Origin of the sequence: Niveibacterium microcysteis (genome assembly GCF_017161445.1) — a bacterium.
Classification (GTDB): domain Bacteria; phylum Pseudomonadota; class Gammaproteobacteria; order Burkholderiales; family Rhodocyclaceae; genus Niveibacterium; species Niveibacterium microcysteis.
On sequence record NZ_CP071060.1, the window covers coordinates 1,282,929 to 1,301,249 of the forward strand.

Sequence of the window (18,321 nt, forward strand, 5' to 3'; positions counted from 1 at the left end):
TTGGGAAAATCGTTCGGACAGAACCCGCCCGTAGCTCAACTGGATAGAGCACCGGCCTTCTAAGCCGGGGGTTACAGGTTCGAGTCCTGTCGGGCGGACCAAGCAACGCAAGGTAGTACCCAGTGGCGGCATTAGCTCAGTCGGTAGAGCACTGGATTGTGATTCCAGGTGTCACCGGTTCGATCCCGGTATGTCGCCCCAAGCTTTCCCAAGAAAAACCCGCCTTCTGGCGGGTTTTTCGCTTTCTGGGAGAGTATGGTGCCGGTTCGCAATTTGGGTGCCGGTTCGCAATTCTCACTTCACCGGCTTGCAGATGTCGCCTTTGCGCTTGCGGGTATATTCTTCCGTCATGTCGTAGGCTTCATGTCCAAGTAGCCGTTGCGCAGCCTCCAGGCCCTCGCTGTTGCGCTTGTCCGTGGCAGCTTTCGCGCGCAGGTCGCGGAACTGAATCGACAGTAGTCGGGCTCGGGCTTTCGCGTCGCTAGCAAGCTCGGCAGCGCGCTTTCGCGCTTTATCGAAGCGATAACGGAGCTGCGCCTTGCCGATGGACCGACCTCCTTCATCGACCAGCAAGGAGGTCGTTGCGGCACCGCCGATTTGACGTTTGCGCTCACGGATCCTTTGAATCAGCTTGTCTAGTGCACCGCTGAGTTCGATTGCGACCTCGGCCCCGGTCTTGGATTGGCGGACCTCAAGAACCCCACGGCGGAGGTCGTCTTCGGTCAGCTCTCGGAGATCCGATGGTCGTTGGCCAATCAGATAGGCGAGTTCAATCGCCTCCTTCAACGGCTCGTCGGCAACCGCCAGGATGGCATCAAGTTCGTCATCCTCGATGTAGATAGACCTAGATCTTTCCTTGTTGCGCTTGACCCCATCGCAAGGATTGCTGCTGTCCGTTAGCCCGCGCTCGCGTGCCCAGTTCCACGCGCTTGAGAGCCATGCCACTTCACGATTACCGCGGACCGGTGATGTTGTGCGCGAGTCCAGGTACTGGCGGATATGTGGCGGCTTTACGGCACTGAGAGGAGCGGGGCGTTCGCCTCCAAAAAAGCGGCAGAGCTGTTTGATTGCATAGCTGATGTCGTCTTGGGTTGAACGGCGCCGTCCTGGTGCCGTCTGCTGCTGCGAGCTTGCGAGCAGCTCGATCACGGTCATTGGCGGCGCATTGTCAGTCTGCGATAGGTCTGCGTATCGTCGTAGCGCTTCTAGGAAACTACTGCCCAATGCAACTTCAGCCCGTTTGCCCGGCGATTGAATCGCCAGCTCAAGGTAGTAGTACGCCGTCTTCTGCTTACCTTTGAAGCGAACGCGCATGCGAGGTGGGAGGTGTTGGTGGGCATACGGTCGGCGGGCCATTTCTAGCCCTTCTGGGGAGCTGGTGACCAGCTTGGCGTCTTGGTCGGGCTGCCGATCGTGGCTTGGGATGCGAGAAAGATTGATCGCGAGACCACAGGACGGCCGAGTGCGTTTACAAGAAATGGGATGCGCATGCTGCGAAGTGCAGCGAGCTGCTTGCCGTGCAGCTTTCGCCCCGTGAGCTGGATAAGCTCATCGGGGGTCAGAAAAATCGCGTTATGAGATAGAGAATGGTCTGGAGTCATAGCAGGGGTGGATCGGGTAGGTCTTGATTCAAGTGTTGCTCGCTTCCGACGTCTCTTTGCTCGCGAATCGGCGCCAAATCGGCGCCGACCGCAAACAAAAGCAGAGCTTTTGCTCAGTGCATAAGAGTCAAGCGTGCATCCTTGAGCGTGCCGCCGGTGCCTGCATGGACGAGTACGACACCGAGGCCGGGCAGGATCTCGTCGCAGAGCGCAGCTGGGACCTGCGCTCGGCACAGTGGGCAAGTGGCGTCCTCAAGCAACTCCCCCGGAAGTTGGAAGAAGTTTCCGCAGGTGTCGCAAGAGAAGTAGTTGATGAACACCGAGGATGCACGATCAGGCATTTGGAACCTCCTGTTGAGAAGGTCTCCAAAGCTATACGCCTCGTAGGTGAATCTAAGCGTTCTTTACTGGGGCGTTGGCGTGAGAGGCGCTTAGCTGGAGAGGCGGGTCTGTTAGCGTCCAACGGATTCCCCGCGAGTACCGTTGATGAGTACGCTCCGATCGCATCTGTTTCCGACATCCTTGTGTGAAGCCCGCGACCCTTGTGTTAGCCGTATCTGCGCGGTGGCATGGGTCGGCGGCCAGTGGCGATCCTATTCGGATTTTTCTGTGGGATCGGGTGCCAGTGCGCAGCAGGAAGGCGGACTGCTTATGTGCCCTCTGGCGTCGCAGTGCTCGCAGTTCGGAGCGTGCGCGGCGCCGTCCAGGCCCGTACTTGAGATCGACTCGCACGACGCCTTCGGCAGCGCTGACAATCGCGCGTTCTGAAGCTCGGTCGCCGATTACTTGCCGCGACGACTGTGGGATCGGCTGTTGGCGACGGTGCCTCAGGTCCATGATGAAAGGAAACCGCTCGCCCGCCACGACATCTGCGCCGATATCATCGGCTCGGCGATCGCGGCAGCCGGATTGGCCAATCGAGCCTCATCCTGCTGCCAGTTAACACCAAAGGAAAGAAGCGGTCAGACGGGGCTGCTCGCGACGGGCAGATCCTCGGCCTTATCCGACATTCAGGTAGACGTGTTCCGTGAGCACGCGAACGTCGGCTTTGAAATGCCATGGTTGCAAGTGTCCGACCCAAAGCGGACGTTCGGACCTGTCACCGCAACCGCGGCTCCGCAGCATTTACGGTCGGGGGGGGCGGTCTGGTTCGCTCCCCGCAGAATGCGACACCAAGCAGTCAATCATCCCAACCAGGCTGGCCAGCCCCCAACGACCCGTATATAAGGTGTTGCAGACTATCGGACGATTGTTGAGGCTGCTGGAACCATGCGAGCAATTGCATCTATGCCTGGTCGACGCACAGCCCACAGGATGCAATTCGTCGGAGGCTCTGTCGGCAGACAGGACCAATCGGCTCATCACAGCGCAATGCGCCCGCTTGGGCCATGAGCGCTGAATCAACGGTTCGGCCGAAGACTGCGCGACGGACCACCCAGAAGTGATCCGTCGCGGCGTTGTCCAGCCTTGTGGGGCCACATTAGAGTGCGGCGTTGCTCACAGCGACTGCATCACAGGTGCTGGCATCCACGCCCACCGCATCGCCCACACTCACACGCTGCTCGCCGTTGAGCGCAACCACTCGCGTCCGATAGCCCACCTGCGAGCGGTACATCACGACGTAGCCGAGCTGCTGATGAAGCTCGCTGCCGGGCCACGCGCATCGATCGGGCCGCGTTGGATGTAGTTCCGCTAGCAGACCAACGGCTACGATCTTGCCCGTACGAAGCGGTATGGACTCTGCCTCACTGACGCCGCTGAAGCAGGCACAGCCGGCAAGCCAGGGCAACAGAATCGCGGCCAGCCACGGGCGCCGTCGGCACCCTGTGTTCCGTAGGCGGTCTGTGGCATTCGAGGGGCTCATTCGATGTGCTCCGCCCTGATGACGTCAACGACGTAGACCCATCCACAGGTGCCGCGACCGGTGTGAGCAGCTGACTTGATTATCGCCACCAAATCATCGACATCGGCGTCCTCACAGACGAACTCCAGCTTGTACTCGTCGATCACCGCGTCACCTAGATCCAGCGAATAGTGCTGTTCCTGGCGATCGAGCGCCTGCAGCGAGCCTTTCACGACGTAAGCGGTTAGATTGTGGCGATGTGCGCCATCGCGGCCGGTGAAGGGCGCCGACTCTTTGAGCGCCTGCATCACGTCTGCAATCCGGCTGCGATGCACGTAGGCTTTGATTTCCTTCATCTCAGACTCCTTCGTTGGCGAGGTCGAGCGCAGCCGCGCGGCGCGCCTCGGCGCGTTGTTCGGACCACTCGTACAGCAAGGGCAGCAATAGCAGGGTCAGGGCCGTGGAGGTGAAGAGCCCCCCGACGACGACCGTGGCCAGCGGGCGCTGGGTTTCCGCGCCTACCCCGGTGGACAGCAACATCGGCACGAGGCCGAGGATCGCCACGGTCGCGGTCATCAGCACCGGGCGCAAACGCAACGCGGCCCCTTCGCGCACGGCTTCGCTGATGCTGCGGCCTCGCTGCCGCAGATCGTTCAGGAAGGACACCATCACGATGCCGTTGAGCATTGCCACACCGAACACCGCGATGAAGCCAATCGCCGAGGGCACCGAGATGTACTGCCCGGTCACGAAGAGACTGACGATGCCGCCGATGATCGCGAAGGGCACGTTGGCGATGATCAGGGTCGCGTGCCGCACCGAATTGAACGCGGTGTAGAGCAGCAGAAAGATCAGGCCGATCGTCAGCGGCACGATCGTCGCGAGCCGCGCCATTGCGCGCTGCTGGTTCTCGAACGCGCCGCCCCATTCGACCCAGTACCCCGGCGGCAGTTTGACCTGCTCGCGCAGGCGTGAATCGGCCTCTTTCACGAAGCTGTCGACGTCACGCCCCTTCACGTCCATCTGCAGCACGGCATAGCGCTGCAGGGCCTCACGGCGCACGAAGGAGTAGCCCTCGTCGAGCTCGATCTTCGCCACAGTCCCGAAAGGCACCAGCGCGCCTTCGCGGGTGCGCAGCGGTATCGCTGCAATTGCGGCTGGGTTGGCGCGGTAGTTCTCGGCCAGGCGTACCGCAATGTCGAAGCGCTTGGTGCCGTCGATCAATGTCGACACCGCGCTGCCTCCGATGCCGGACTGCACAATCTCCAGCACCTCGTCAGCGTTGACGCCGTAGCGTGCCGCCGCCTCACGATCGACCCGGATGACCAACTGCGGCTTGCCCTTGTTGGCCTCGGCCGAGAGATCCGCGACGCCCGGCACCTTGTCGAGCACCGACTTCACCTGCCCGCTCAAGCGGTCGAGCGTGGCAAGGTCCTCGCCGTAGAGCTTTAGCGCGAGGGTCGCGCGCACGCCGGAGATCAGCTCCTCAACCCGCATCTGGATCGGCTGTGTCGCGCCGAAGACCGCCGTCGGCACCGTCTCTTCGAGCACCGCCTGCATGTCCGCCGAGAGTTTTGCGTACGAGACCTTCGCTGGCCACTCAGTCTCAGGCTTCATGTCGAGCAGCACTTCCATGTAGTTCACGTCGGCGGTCTCACCCTTCTCCGCGCGGCCGATCGTCGCGAGCACCGAGCGCACCTGCGGGAAGCGCTGGCGAAGCGTCGCGTCCACGACGTGCGAGACGCGGATCGACTCATCCAGCGAGGTCGAGGGGATGCCAGTGATGCGGAACATGATCGTGCCCTCCTGCAGCGTGGGCATGAACTCCTTGCCCAGCAGCGGGAAGAGCGCGAGCGAGGCGACCAGCAACGCCACTGCGCCGGCCACTACCCGTTTCTTGTTGCCAAGCGCCCAGTCGAGTAGCGGCAGGTACACCGCCTTCGCGCGGCGAATCAGAAAGGTGTCTTTCTCCTCCTTGGGCTTGAGGATCAGGGCCGCAAGCACCGGCACCAGGGTCAGTGAGAGGACCAACGAGCCAGCCATGGCAAAGGTGATCGTCAGCGCCATCGGCTTGAAGAGCTTGCCTTCAAGGCCGGTGAGTGAGAACAGCGGCAGGAACACCACGATGATGATCAAGATCGCGAAGGCGATCGGGTTGGCCACCTCGCGTGCGGCCTCCAGGATCAGGTGCGTCTGGTTGATCGGCTTACCGGACGCCTTCGCGTGCGCGAGCAACCGGAACGCGTTTTCGACCATCACCACCGCGCCGTCGACCATCATGCCGATGCCAATTGCCAACCCCGCAAGCGACATCAGGTTCGCCGACATGCCGAACTGATTCATCATGAGGAAGGCCATCAGCATCGCCAGCGGCAAGGTGACGATCACGACGATCGCCGAGCGCACTTCGCCGAGGAACAGGAACAGCACAATCGCAACGAGGATGGAGCCTTCAACCAGCGCGCGCTCCGCTGTCTTGAGCGCCTTGTCGACGATATCGGTGCGGTCGTAGATCGGTTTGAGGCTCACGCCTTCGGGCAACGCGGCTTGCGCGGTGGCGAGCTTGCCCTTCACCGCATCGACGACGCTCTTCGCGTTCTCGCCGACACGCGAGAGCGCCATGCCGAGCACAGCTTCCTTGCCGTCACGGGTCACCGCACCGAAACGCAGCGCCGGAGCTTCGGTCACCGTCGCCACATCGCGCACATAGATCGGCGCGCCGTCGCGCTCAGCCAGCACGATCGAACCGATATCCCGCGTGTTGGCCACCAGCCCCAGCCCGCGCACGAGGTACTGCTCACGCCCGATGTTGAGGTACTGCCCACCGACCTGCTTGTTGTTGGCGGTGAGCTGCTCCATGACCTCCTTGAAACCGAGCTCGTACTTGATCAGCTTCGCCGGATCGATTTGCACCTGGTACTGCTTCTCTTCACCGCCCCAGGTGATGACGTCGTCCACGCCCGGCGCAGTGCGCAGGATCAGCCGCACCGTCCAGTCGTGCAAGGTGCGCAGGTCCATCGCTGTAAGTTTCTTGTCGGCCGACTCCACCGTGTACCAGAACACCTGCCCGAGGCCGGAGCTGTTCGGCCCCAACACCGGCTCGCCGTAGCCTTGCGGCAAGCGCTCCTTGGCCTCCTGCAGCTTCTCGCCGACCAGGCGGCGTGCGAAGTAGATGTCGACGTTGTCCTTGAAATAGACGCCGACATAGGAGAGGCCGAACAGCGACACCGAGCGCACTTCCTCCACGCCCGCAAGCCCCGCCATCGCGCCTTCGATCGGCGCACTCAGCAGCTTCTCGACATCCTCGGCTGCGAGCCCCGGCGACTCGGTATAGATGTTGACCTGCACCGGCGTGACATCCGGGAAGGCATCGACCGGCACATCCCGAAACGCCTGCACCCCTAGGCCGACGACGACTGCGAAGGCCACCAGTACCAGCACCTTGTACCGCAGCGCGGCATCCACGATTGCATTGAGCATCTTCGTTCTCCTTGGCTCAATGCTCGTCGCTGATCTGCGACTTGAGCAGACGCGCCTTCAAGGCATACGCGCCCGCCACGACCAGCTTGTCGCCGGCTGCAACGCCCGAGCGCACCAGCGTGCTGCCACCGCGCTTCTCGCCGACGTCGATCGCGCGCGGCGCGAAGCCCTCACCCTCGGCGACAAAGACCGTGGGTTGCCCCTGCAGCAGCACGATTGCGTCGTCGGGGATGGCCAGGTGCGCAGTGGCGGGCGTGTCGCTCGCCACGATGCGCGCCTTGGCAAACATCTCGGGTTTCAGGCGGCCATCCTTGTTGGCAAGTTCGATGCGCGCGAGCACCGTACGCGACGCTTTGTCGAGCATGCCGGCGACGTAGGTCACCTTGCCCTCGAAGCGCTCGCCCGGATAGGCGTCGACGCTCACCGTCGCCACAGCCCCGGTGCGTACCCGCGCCTGCATCGCCTCCGTGAGGCTGGCCTCGATCCACACGGTGGTCAGATCGGCCACCGCAAACATCGGCTCCGAAGGCGTCGCCAGCTCGCCCACCGTTGCCTTGCGAGCGACAACCGCACCGGCAAACGGGGCAACAACATTCAGCCACGCACCGCCTCGCCCTGCGGCGGACGGGTCGGCCCCGAGCACGCGCACGCGCTCTTCGGCCGCGCGCAGCTCGGCTGCTGCCTTTTCGTGCTCGGCGCGTGCGCGCAGGTAGTCCTTCTGCGCGATGATCTCGTCGGCATGCAGCGCCTCGGCGCGCTTGAGATCCGCCTCGGCAATGCGCGCCGAAGCGCGCGCAACACTCAGGCCTGCATTTGCCTCGCCCAGCGCCACGCTCTCGACCACAGCAAGCAGTTGGCCGGCGCGTACCGGCGCACCCAGAGCGGCGGCCACACTGACGACGCGTCCCTCCACCGGAGCCGCCACGCGGGCAAAGCGCTCAGCGTTGGGCTGGATGGTCGCGGTGACCTCAATCTCGTCCTTCTGCGGCGTTGCTTGCAGCACCTCGACCTTGAGGCCGCTGCGCTCCAGCTCGTCCTTGCTCAGGCTCAGTTCGCCCTCGCTGTGCGGTGCCACTGTTTCCGTCTTCGCGCCTTTGTCGGCCGACTCAGGGGTTTCGCTCTTGGCGCCACAGCCGACCAGCAGGGCGAGCGCCACAGCACTGGCGACAAGGCTGAGCGGTGGCGTCAGGCCACGGTATTTGCGGCTTGGAGTCATGGTTGTTTTCCTTGTTCGGGGGCGAGGGGCCGGCCCGCGGCGTGCATCAACGCGAGGCGCGTGTTCTGGAAATCGAGTTGGGAATCGATCAGGTCGCGGCGGGCGTCGAGCGCCTGCCTGCTGACGACGATGTGTTCGAGCAAGCCAATCTGCCCGGCACGCCGGGATTTCTCCGAGAGCTGTGCGTTGCTTCCGAGCGTCGGTGCGACCACGCTCTGCAAGCGCTGCACACGGCGCTGTAAACTCTGCAGCCGGGCATGCAGACTGCGCACGTTCGCCTCGCCATCGCGCAAGCTGCTCTCGCGTTCGATCTGCGCCTGCGTCAGTGCGGCGCTGGCTTCGCCCACGCCGCTGGCATTGCGTTTGAATAGCGGCAGGGGGACGGACAACGACAGTGTCGTCAGGCGCTCGCGCGCGTCTACCGCCCCTTCACGCCCAACGCTCAGACCCAGCGTCACATCCGGAATACGGCTCGCCCGTTCCAAGCCCAGCCTTGAACGGGCGCTCTCCTCCTGCGCAGCGAGCGCACGCACGCGCGGCTGGGTCGGCAGTGCAGAGAGCAACGGCGCTAACGCGGGGAGCGGCTGCTCCAGCCCGTCGGCGAGATCCGCCGACACCTCGGGCTGCGTGCCGGCGGGCCACTGCAGCGTGGCTGCAAGTTCATTGCGCGCGTCGATCAACTGCTCGCGGGTGGCTTCCAGTTGGCTGTGGGCGCGCTCGGCTTCAACGACGGCGACGTTCGCATCGAGCTTGGTGTCTTCACCTGCCGCGCGGCGCTTGGCCACAGCCGTGGCGGTCTGCTCGAAGAGGATCAGAGCGGCTTCCTCGACACCGACCCGTTGCTGCAAGGCCTGCACCCGGTAGGCCTGCTGCGCGACCAGTACCTGAAGCTCGCGCCGCAAGCTCTCCAGCTCAGCCGCTTGCGCGGCCATCGCAGCCTCGGACGCCGAGACGCGATAGCCGCGCTGCCCGCCGATCTCCAGCGTTTGCGAAAGTCCCGCGGACCACTCCTTGCGGCGCTCGTCCGGCAAACCGGGCTGGGGCACCTCGCGCCGAGTGCCCTCCCAGTTGATCTGGGGGTTGTTGAAGAACAGCGCGCTCGCGTCCTGCGCTGCGCCCTCCAAGGCCGCCTGTTGCGCGGCCTTGCGCCGCAGCGCCGGATTGGCCTGCTCAGCCTGGCGCCAGGCTTCTTCGAGCGTGAGCGCTCGCGCCGCCTGGGGCTCGGTGCTCTGGGCGAAGCTCGTCCCGTTTGTCGCAGCCCACATGGTGGCCGCGACCAAAATCTTGAATCGCATCGGATTCTCCTGAGTACGACGAAATGACGTGGGAGATCCGGCGAGCGCATTGCCACTGCCGAGAGGCTTGTTGCCTGACGGTCAGCTCACGAAGGGAGGTGTGAAGAGATGGGCTCGCCGGGAGTCAGGCGAGCGCGCGATCAGGCCGTTCGGGCCCTGCGGGGATGTGCGAAAGATCGCTGCGGTGATAGATGAACTGCGGTGGCGCGTCGGTGGGAACGACGCCTACGACGAGGTCCGCTGTCAGGGTGGGTGTGGTCAAGTGACAGGTGGCACAGTCGAAGTCGCCCGAACCAGACAATTTCACCCCGCTTTTGGCGTCCGCGCTGCGGTCGGCCTGGCCCTGTTGGTGCTGGTGCTCGTGATGGCCGAAGTGCTTGGCAGCCGAGCCTGTCTCGTGTCGGCAATAGCTCGCCGCCGCCCCCCAGACCGACTGGAGAGGCAGGAAAACGAGCAGCAGGACGAAGACAAGGCGTCGCATGGCGGCGGAGTGTATCAAGGGAACGCGGTCGCCGTCACATCGCGCGCCGGCCGCAGCATGCGCAACCCGTTGGCGACGACCAGCAAACTCGCGCCCATGTCAGCGAAGACGGCCATCCACATCGTTGCCGAGCCGAACAGTGCCAATACCAGAAACACGCCCTTGACGCCCAGTGCCAGCGCGATGTTCTGCCACAGCACGGCGTAGGTACGTCGAGAGAGCGCAAGCGTGTCGGCGAGCTTGTGCAGCTCGTCGGTCATGATCACGATGTCGGCGGCTTCCATTGCGATGTCAGTGCCCACGCCGCCCATTGCGAAACCGACGTCGGCCGCTGCAAGTGCAGGCGCATCGTTGATACCGTCGCCCACCATGGCGGTGGCACCATATTCAGCCTGCAAGGCCTGCACCGCGCACAGCTTGTCCTCCGGCATAAGGTCGCCCCGTACGTTCGTGATCCCCGCCTGCGTGGCGATTGCGCGCGCCGTAGTCGTGTTGTCGCCGCTCAACATCACAACCTCGACGCCCTGCGCACGTAGGGCCGTCACCGCAGCTGCCGCGCCGGATTTGATTGTGTCGGCCACCGCGAACAACGCCAGCACCGCGTGCTCGGAAGCCAACAGCGTCACCGTACGGCCCTGCGCCTCGTGCTCAGCCAGGCGCGCTTCCAGTGCGGCGTCGCAGAGCCCCATGTCATGGATCAGGCTGTGCTTGCCCAGCACATAGTCGTGGCCCTCGATCGTTCCACGAACGCCACGTCCGGGCTCGGCGACGAAGCCCTCCACCGCCAAGCCGTGGTCGGGCAGACCAGCAGCGATGGCCTGCGACACCGGGTGATCGGAGCGCGCCGCGAGGCTCGCGCCGACCGCGATGGGGTCGGAGTTCGATAGCGCTTCCCAGTGCACCAGGCGAGGCTTGCCCTCGGTGACGGTCCCTGTTTTGTCCAGCGCCACGGCGCGCAGGCGCCGGGCCTCTTCGAGAAAGCGCCCACCCTTGATCAGGATGCCGCGCCGCGCAGCCGCTGCCAGCCCGCTGACGATCGTGACCGGCGTCGAGATCACCAGCGCGCAGGGGCACGCAATCACCAGCAGCACCAGTGCTTTGTAGAGCGCCTGTGTCCAACCCCAGCCCAGCAAGAGCGGTGCAAACAAGGCGACGGCTGACGAGATGACGAACACCGCGGGCGTGTAGATGCGGGCGAATCGATCAATGAAACCCTGCATCGGTGCGCGTGTGCTCTGCGCCGCCTCCACCGCGTGGATGATGCGCGCGAGCAGCGAATCGTCGGCGCCGGCCGTGCAGGTGAATTCAAGCCCGCCACTGAGGTTGATCGTGCCGGCAAACACCGCGTCACCCGCCACTTTCTCGACCGGCAGGCTCTCGCCGGTCAGCGGCGACTGGTCGACGCTGCTGGTGCCCGCGACGACCACGCCATCGAGCGGCATACGCTGACCCGGCCCGACCCGCACGCGCGCCCCCACCAACACCTCCGCCGCCGCCACCGTGCGCCAACTGCCGTCGCTCGCCTGCACTTCGGCCTCGGCTGGCGCCAACGACATCAGGCCGGCAATCGCGTTGCGCGCCCGGTCGACGGCGCGCGCCTCGATCAGCTCGGCAATCGCGTACAAGGCCATCACCATCGCCGCTTCCGGCCACTGGCCGATCAGGAAAGCGCCGGTGACGGCGACGCTCATCAGCGCATTGATGTTGAGCCGCCCCTGGCGCAGCGCGGACCAGCCCTTGCGAAAGGTACCCAGGCCCGCCAGTGCGATCGCTGCGACGCCAAGCGACATGCCCGCAACTTGCCAGACACGCCCCGCTGGCGCGAAGTAGCCTAGTGCTTCGGCGCCGATCGCCAGCAACAGCGCGGCAACGAGGCGCGGCCAGCCTTCGGCCAGCCATGTCGCGCGGGCAGCCGGCTCCGCTCCTTCCACGGCCGGCGTCGCGTCAAAACCCGCGGCCCGGATCGCCGACAGCGCAGCGGCCAGCACCCGCTCGTCGGCATCGATCGTGAGCTGACGCTGCGCGAGTTCGAACCGCAGTGCACGAATGCCCGGCACGGCATCGAGCGCTCGCCGGATCTCGCCCTCCTCGACGGGGCAATCCATACTCGGGATGCGGAAACGCGCACCGCGTGTGGCCTCCGGCACGGTAGCTGGCGTCGCGCCCTCCACGGCGTGCTGGCAGCAGCCGCCCGAGCATGGCGCGGGCTGGGCGGTCAGGATGGCAAGTTCTGAGGGTGTATGCATGGTGCCATTTGAAACTCTGGAGCCAGTCCAGAGTCAAGCCTATGATCGAGGCACAGGCAAGCGAACCCGGAAGGCACCGAAAAACATGAAGATTGGCGACATCGCCGCCGCAACCGGCACCCCGATCGACACGATCCGCTACTACGAGCGCGAGGGCCTGCTGCCCACCGCTGCGCGGACTGAGAGCAACTACCGCCTCTACACCGAGTCCCACGCGCAGCGGTTGCTTTTCATCCGCCACTGCCGCTCACTCGACATGACGCTCGACGAGATTCGAGTGCTGCTGCGTTTCAAGGATTCTCCGCACGAGAACTGCGGCGAGGTCAACGCCCTGCTCGACGCGCATATCGGGCATGTGGTGCAGCGAGTACGCGAACTGCGCGCGCTGGAGCAAGAACTCAAACGATTGCGAGCCCAGTGCGTGGAAGCCCAGGACGCAGCCCATTGCGGCATTCTGGAAGACCTGTCGCGCCCCGAGGGCGCTACTCGGTCGAGTGCGGGCCACACTAACAGGCATCACGTCCACGGTGCACACCGATCCGGCAAACGCGCCAACCGTGGGCCTGACTGACGCAGTGCTTGGTCAGGACGCGCAGCTACGCAAACGGCCGCTTTGGGACATCGTGCAGTCGCCTGTCGTTGGCCAAGTGCAGCCGCCCGCTTCAAGCCATAATTGACCGCTTGTCTCGCCATGGCGAGCGGCGGCTTCAGGTCGGATGGCGATGAGTACGTCGCTGCTCGTTAGCTGACGTTCGCGAGCAGACTGCCGGGGAGTCCACCGACCGCTAAGGCCGAGTAGGGGAATTCGGCTCCAGCGCAGTTCAAGGAGCGGAATCGATCTTTGAATGGTGAGCTTTTGCCGAGCACGCATTCCCTTCTTCGCGAGCGCGCTTATAAGCTCTGCATGCAGGAAGTCGGTTCCGCGTGCGACGCGTATCCATCGGGCGCGCGCCTACCGTGCAGTACCCATCCCGCGTGTTGTGGCCTGGAGCGATGGTCAACATCCGCGCCATCTTCACCTCTTCGTACGTGACTCGCTCTGCGTGATCGTAAAAGCCCCCCATGGGCTGCGGGCCGACTTTGAGCGGCTGGACGGTCACTTTTCGCGTAGCCGTGATCTGGCGTTCACCAGTGAAGTCCTCAATCAGACGATCGCGATAAAGCTCGAATGTATGGACTGGCAATCCAAGCACCAGGACATCGATGCGATTCGACGACTGAGCCGCCATCGCCGCATATACCAGAGCTCGATAATGCTCAGTAGTACAGAAGTCAGGATTGAACGTCTTGCACGTTGAGTTGCCGGTCAGCAGCTTTCGAGCGCCAGCGCCAACCGCGAACGTTTGTTCGCCCACCGCGAAGATCGCGCAGGAGTCCCAATGGAAACCGTCGACCCGATCGTTGCTTTCATCATCGTCAGCAACGATCGATTCGACCAGCACTTAATCGTGGCGATCACGAACACACAGACAATTCCCGGTTGGGTGGTCTTTAGGTACTAGTGACTTTGTGTTCCCAAAGGCAACATCAACCGGAAGAACCTAGGGGACAAAGGCGGAACGGATGTGGTGACCTTTCAGTGAGAAGAGCAGTTGAGCTAGATTGCTTACGAGGCTGCTGAGTATTCTCTTACAGCTAGCCATTAGAAACGGCGCCACAACGAACAATTCCTTTGGTCGCCGGCGACACGAATAGAGTACATCACTGAATCGCTCGGCTGAGTGTTTGGTGTTGGGCGACCAAAAATAGGCAGAAGACGTACTTCGCGCAGACCGATCTTGGTCGTGGGCGACCCAAAACCTACGCAGCGCCACCTCTCTTAGCTAAAGAACGGGTCGCACACGACCAAAAATCAATCACGGCGATTTGGTTAGAACGCACTTCGCGTCGTGGGCGACCAAAACAATGCTCTTGTTATTGGTAATTTTGGGCGCTGGCGACGCGAAATATGCGGCAGCTAGTACCCCTTGAGTCCCCATTGCTCAGTCCTCAATTTGGTCGAAGGGGCCGGCTCTATTTTGTAGGAAGGGAAAACCGTGACGCTTGAACAGGTGACAATTCGACCCGCTGGGCTGGCAGAGCCACCGCAAAGCGCACAAGAAGGGACGGTGTCTTTATGGGGCACTCACCAGTGAGGCGCGGCGAACATCAGCAAAGACAAGGGCAGGAGGCCAATTAACTATGTGAACATGCAGTGAAAAAAAAGTGAGTTGACGCTAACTGCAAATTACAAATAGGATTGCCACATCTTTCGCCCTCTGGGCAAAGCGTGGCTGCCTAAAGAGGCTGCTCCATTTCGAGTGGGAAAATGTGGGCTGTGCAATCCAATGGAGCTGCACTGCAAGGCGTCCCTCCAGCATCACATCACGAGCCAAGGCTCGCATCTCCGGATCAAATGTGGTCCGCGTCTCAAATCACGATCGCAAATCTGCGTGCGCCGCGGCATTCGTAGTCGAGTTGAATGCCGGGCTTTGTCCCGAGCTAAAACGCTGTGCCATGGCCGAGTAGGACAGTGGCAAAGCTAGGCAGTAAATGGTTGCTTTCCAGCCCTCAGTTGAATCTGGGTAAGCCTTTGTGGGCCAAGCGCTGGGCGAAGAAAGCGAAGTGCGGTGATAGCTATTGTGAAGAAGTTGAGCGAGCGAAGTGGTCGGCTGTCTGAATGACAGCATCGACGTGGGCCCAGTCAAATTGCGATCGGCTTGCGTAGGTGGAGGCCATCAGACCCCGTGTGGGGGCCAGCTCCAAATCAGTGAGGCCGCACGCGGCCGACCGCGATCACCCACGGATTGGGTGGAAACTCCTAAGGCGCATTGAATCAAGTGCGACTCAGGCTGTGGCCGATAGGGGCTTGGCAAGGGTGAGTCTTCATGCTTACGCATACACTTTCCACACACGCTGATGACACTGATCAGTAGAGATAAACAGAGCAACGGCAAGACGTTATGAAAGTCATACACAGAAGAAGAACGACTCGTGAGCTCCAGCCTGGTGCCATTGATGACGTCAATGGCCTTCGAGCCTCCGTACTGGCGTTGATCAAACTGGAGTCACCAAGAAGCATCAAGAAAGCCAAGGATGTAAGTGGAATCCGCCAAAGACAGCGCGAAGAGATGGCGTTAGCGATTTGCGATGATTTGCTTGCCGGCGGCTTTGCCATTCGATCAATCAGAGGGCTGGGTAGTCGGCACGTTTGTTACTTGTTCAAGACGTGGTACGACCAGAGGCAATCGCTTGGCACGCTGCAGAACAAGCGAACCGTACTAAAGTGGTTGGCGGACCTATCAGGCAAGCATGGACTGGTTGAGCCACTTGATAAGTATCTGCCTAGCGGAGTGCCAACGAAGCGATCCCTCGTCGCGAAGCTGGATAAGTCATGGGCCGCAGCGGATGTTGATGTCGACGAGATCATCGCGACAGTTGGTCAGAGCTATCCATGGGCCGCTACTCTACTCAAGCTCGTCCGCGCGTTTGGATTGCGGCGATCCGAAGCGGTGTGCTTTCGTCCTTGCATCGCCCTCACCATCCGCGATGGCGTCCAAGTTGTTTGGCTTAGGAAGCGTGGGTGGGGAACAAAGGGTGGTCGAGAGCGCTTTGTTCCTATCCTGTCGCAAAGCCAGATTGATGTGATCGAGGAAGCAAAGTCTTACTGCGATAGTGAGTCAGCAGCAGTAATGTCCCGCTTCGGGCTTTCAAAGAAAGCCGCGATCATGAAATTCAAGTGGGTAGTAGAGCAGGCCGGGATCACCAAGAAGTCCAAAGGGGTGACATTGCATGGGCTCCGGCACCAGTACTACCACGAGCGAATCCTGGCAGTCGACGGAGGGATGGAAAGCCCTATCAAGCTCACTGAGAAGATGCTGGAGATCAACCAGATTCTCGATGAGGCGTTGGAGTCCGAACGATCGCGCCTGGTTGAACTGATCCACTATGTGAAGCGGACGCGTTGGGCGACTTTCAATCCGTGGGACTTGGAAGATCTGGAACGGCTGACTAAGACGCGGAAGGAAATCAGCGAAGAGTTGGGCCATGATCGGGTTGAGATCACAACCGCCTACGCGGGGAGCTACGCGACTTTGTGCCACCTGTTGAGAAAGTGGTCGACGGTGATCCGTACTGAGTTGTCGGACAAGTCTATGAGTGACCTGGCTGCCCTTAGATATGTGAAGCCGGTTGAAGATGAAGGTTCGCTCGCAACTGGCGAAGAAGGCGCCTGGGACGATTAGTCAAGAAAACACGAACCGAGCAAGTTAGTGACGTCTGGATCAACTCGTCCGCCAAGATGGGCATAAAACGAGGATTCAAATTCATCTTCGTACTGCTGGAAGTTAGAAAGATCTGCCACGGTTCCGTACTTTGCGATAGATTCACGACGGGCTGACACGGCTTTGGCTGCAGGCATAAATACAACCGGCTTTGCCACCACAGTTGCACGGCGCTCCAGCGCATTGAACCGCACTTCGGCTGCCCGGGTGAAACCGGTCGAAGCGGCGTACATGGCGGGTTGGCACGAACGAACAAGGGTTTCGTTGCGGCGACCAAACAGAGCGACGCGAGCGAACATGGCGGTGATCTTTGTTATGTGTGTTGCTATACACATTGTATCCCGCCCGTGCGCTAACCAAAGGGCACAGCGATAGCCCTTGAAGCATAGCTTTCTTGCCAAGCGTTCCAAAAGAGATCAGATCAGGTGAGGCGTCTTTTGGACTTGCCCCTGTATCTTTGGACGGGCTCAAGCCGAAACATCCAGCTGCTGGGCCGACTGCCGACACTCAAGGCTGCTTCAGGCTGTAAGCGGTCAGACGAAGATCGCGGGTAAAGGGCAGAGGTCGACCCATAGCGGAACTTCATTGCCAAGAGGGGTATGTGGTCCGGTTTGCGCGCAAGCAGACATTCAAACGACGGCTTTATGGCTGTGGGCACTGGACTTCCGGCGAACGTGGCGCCCGCGGCGGGTCAATGGCCCCGGGCGCCATCGCTCAAAGCAGGTCGAACGGACTCTTTACGGTACGAACCGCCGCCTCGACATGGGTGTAGATCATCGTCGTCTGCAGATTGCGGTGTCCAAGCAGCAACTGGATGGTACGAATGTCGGTGCCTGCAGCAAGCAAATGGGTTGCAAACGAGTGGCGAAGCGTGTGAACGCTGACATGCTTGTTGACCTGAGCTTTTCTCACCGCGGCCTTAAATGCTCTCTGGATCGTTGAAGGGGATGCGTGCCAGCGCACCAGACGGTCGCTATCGCCCCAGGGACGTACGGCAGCGGACGGAAACACGAACTGCCACGCGAAGGATCCCGCCGCAGTCGGATACTTGCGGTACAGCGCATCGGGCATTGGCGCCAGCCCGCCGCCGCGCGACCGGTCGTCCGCGTGCAACTGAAGTACCCGGGTCAGGTGCTGCTCTATCGGCGTGCAGAGCTGTGCTGGCAGCACGGTTGTGCGGTCCTTGCTGCCTTTGCTGTTGCGAACGGAAATCGTCTTTGTCGTCAGATCGATGTCCTTCACCCGCAACGTCACGCATTCATTGACGCGAAGACCCGATCCGTACATCAGGTTCGCCATCAGTTGGGTCGTGCCCGTCATCATCGCCAGCACCAACCGCGTCTCGGCCTGGGTGAGCACGACAGGCAAGCGATCGCGATGTTGCACGCGCTTAATGTCCTTCATTTCCCCCAGCGGCTGGCGCAAGACATCGCGGTAGAGAAACACCAACGCATTCAGTGCCTGGGTTTGCGTAGAAGCGGATACCGTCCGAGCGACCGCGAGGTGATTGAGGAAGGCTTCCACCTCCCGTGCGCCGATCGTGGCGGGGTGGGCCTTGCCGTGAAACAGCACGAAGCGCTTCGTCCAATGACGATATGCCTCTTCGGTGCGCGGACTGTAGTGCCGGCGGCGGCAGACGATCGAGATCTGATCCAGCAACCGGGGTGCTCGGGGGCTGTTACCCCATAACGTTACTCCCTGACTGAGTGAAAATTCTCACTCTAGGCGGATCGCGTCAAAGCCGGGAGCTCAGCGTGACAGTAGTATATAAGGGTTAGGTTGACACGCCACCAAAGAACCCTATGAAAATCAGAAGGTTACAGGGCGAGAGCGGTGACTCCGTATTGGAAGTAGGTGGACCTTTCTGTCGTTTGAATAACTGTTAGGCGTACCCCTA

Annotated in this window: 15 protein-coding genes and 2 tRNA genes; 4 read left to right on the top strand and 13 right to left on the bottom strand. The window is 61.8% G+C overall.

Features of this window, described 5'->3' with window-relative positions; translation table 11 throughout:
- Positions 1–24 precede the first annotated feature (24 nt).
- Positions 25–101 (top strand) — tRNA-Arg (locus tag JY500_RS05940).
- 24 nt (positions 102–125) lie between these two features.
- Positions 126–201: transfer RNA gene (locus JY500_RS05945), tRNA-His, on the top strand.
- A gap of 93 nt (positions 202–294) precedes the next feature.
- On the opposite strand, the gene JY500_RS05950 is transcribed toward JY500_RS05945, so the two are convergent.
- The 10 genes from JY500_RS05950 to JY500_RS05995 form a co-directional block, all read right to left on the bottom strand.
- Positions 295–1,314 carry a tyrosine-type recombinase/integrase gene (locus JY500_RS05950; protein ID WP_206255483.1) on the bottom strand — a complete coding sequence of 340 codons (1,020 nt, stop codon included), beginning with the start codon at positions 1,312–1,314 and terminating at the stop codon, positions 295–297.
- A gap of 44 nt (positions 1,315–1,358) precedes the next feature.
- On the bottom strand, positions 1,359–1,601 hold the full coding sequence (locus JY500_RS22400) for a DUF4224 domain-containing protein (protein ID WP_206255485.1): 243 nt from the start codon (positions 1,599–1,601) through the stop codon (positions 1,359–1,361).
- Positions 1,602–1,714: 113 nt separating this feature from the next.
- Positions 1,715–1,942: a hypothetical protein gene (locus JY500_RS05960; protein WP_206255486.1), complete on the bottom strand. Its 228-nt coding sequence runs from the start codon at positions 1,940–1,942 to the stop codon at positions 1,715–1,717.
- 1,139 nt (positions 1,943–3,081) lie between these two features.
- A complete protein-coding gene (locus JY500_RS05965; protein ID WP_206255488.1) occupies positions 3,082–3,465 on the bottom strand; it encodes a hypothetical protein in 384 nt (127 codons plus the stop codon).
- Positions 3,462–3,800 (bottom strand): P-II family nitrogen regulator, encoded by a 339-nt coding sequence (locus JY500_RS05970; protein WP_206255489.1) that lies wholly within the window; start codon positions 3,798–3,800, stop codon positions 3,462–3,464. The genes JY500_RS05965 and JY500_RS05970 overlap by 4 nt, the downstream gene beginning before the upstream one ends.
- Position 3,801: 1 nt before the next feature.
- A complete protein-coding gene (locus JY500_RS05975) occupies positions 3,802–6,924 on the bottom strand; it encodes an efflux RND transporter permease subunit (RefSeq protein ID WP_206255491.1) in 3,123 nt (1,040 codons plus the stop codon).
- A gap of 16 nt (positions 6,925–6,940) precedes the next feature.
- A complete protein-coding gene (locus JY500_RS05980) occupies positions 6,941–8,140 on the bottom strand; it encodes an efflux RND transporter periplasmic adaptor subunit (protein ID WP_206255493.1) in 1,200 nt (399 codons plus the stop codon).
- Positions 8,137–9,435 (bottom strand): TolC family protein, encoded by a 1,299-nt coding sequence (locus tag JY500_RS05985; RefSeq protein ID WP_206255494.1) that lies wholly within the window; start codon positions 9,433–9,435, stop codon positions 8,137–8,139. Before JY500_RS05985 ends, JY500_RS05980 begins: the two co-directional genes overlap by 4 nt.
- Before the next feature lie 124 nt (positions 9,436–9,559).
- Entirely contained in the window at positions 9,560–9,916 is a 357-nt protein-coding gene (locus JY500_RS05990; RefSeq protein ID WP_206255496.1) for a hypothetical protein, read from the bottom strand.
- 14 nt (positions 9,917–9,930) lie between these two features.
- Entirely contained in the window at positions 9,931–12,162 is a 2,232-nt protein-coding gene (locus JY500_RS05995) for a heavy metal translocating P-type ATPase (protein WP_206255498.1), read from the bottom strand.
- An 85-nt stretch (positions 12,163–12,247) separates the two neighbouring features.
- On the opposite strand from JY500_RS05995, the gene cadR reads away from it, so the two are divergent.
- Positions 12,248–12,733 (top strand): Cd(II)/Pb(II)-responsive transcriptional regulator, encoded by a 486-nt coding sequence (cadR, locus tag JY500_RS06000; protein WP_206255499.1) that lies wholly within the window; start codon positions 12,248–12,250, stop codon positions 12,731–12,733.
- Between the two features lie 250 nt (positions 12,734–12,983).
- Here cadR and JY500_RS06005 read toward each other — a convergent pair whose 3' ends face one another.
- Entirely contained in the window at positions 12,984–13,604 is a 621-nt protein-coding gene (locus JY500_RS06005) for a ParM/StbA family protein (RefSeq protein ID WP_206255501.1), read from the bottom strand.
- A gap of 1,500 nt (positions 13,605–15,104) precedes the next feature.
- Here JY500_RS06005 and JY500_RS06010 point away from each other — a divergent pair.
- Entirely contained in the window at positions 15,105–16,385 is a 1,281-nt protein-coding gene (locus JY500_RS06010; RefSeq protein ID WP_206255503.1) for an integrase domain-containing protein, read from the top strand.
- Here the strand turns inward: JY500_RS06010 and JY500_RS06015 are convergent.
- The gene (locus JY500_RS06015) at positions 16,382–16,723 is read right to left on the bottom strand and encodes a hypothetical protein (protein ID WP_206255505.1); all 342 of its coding nucleotides are present in this window, start codon (positions 16,721–16,723) and stop codon (positions 16,382–16,384) included. The two genes, JY500_RS06010 and JY500_RS06015, sit on opposite strands and share 4 nt — an antisense overlap.
- A gap of 415 nt (positions 16,724–17,138) precedes the next feature.
- The gene (locus JY500_RS06020) at positions 17,139–18,083 is read right to left on the bottom strand and encodes an integron integrase (protein ID WP_246479807.1); all 945 of its coding nucleotides are present in this window, start codon (positions 18,081–18,083) and stop codon (positions 17,139–17,141) included.
- Between the last annotated feature and the right edge of the window lie 238 nt (positions 18,084–18,321).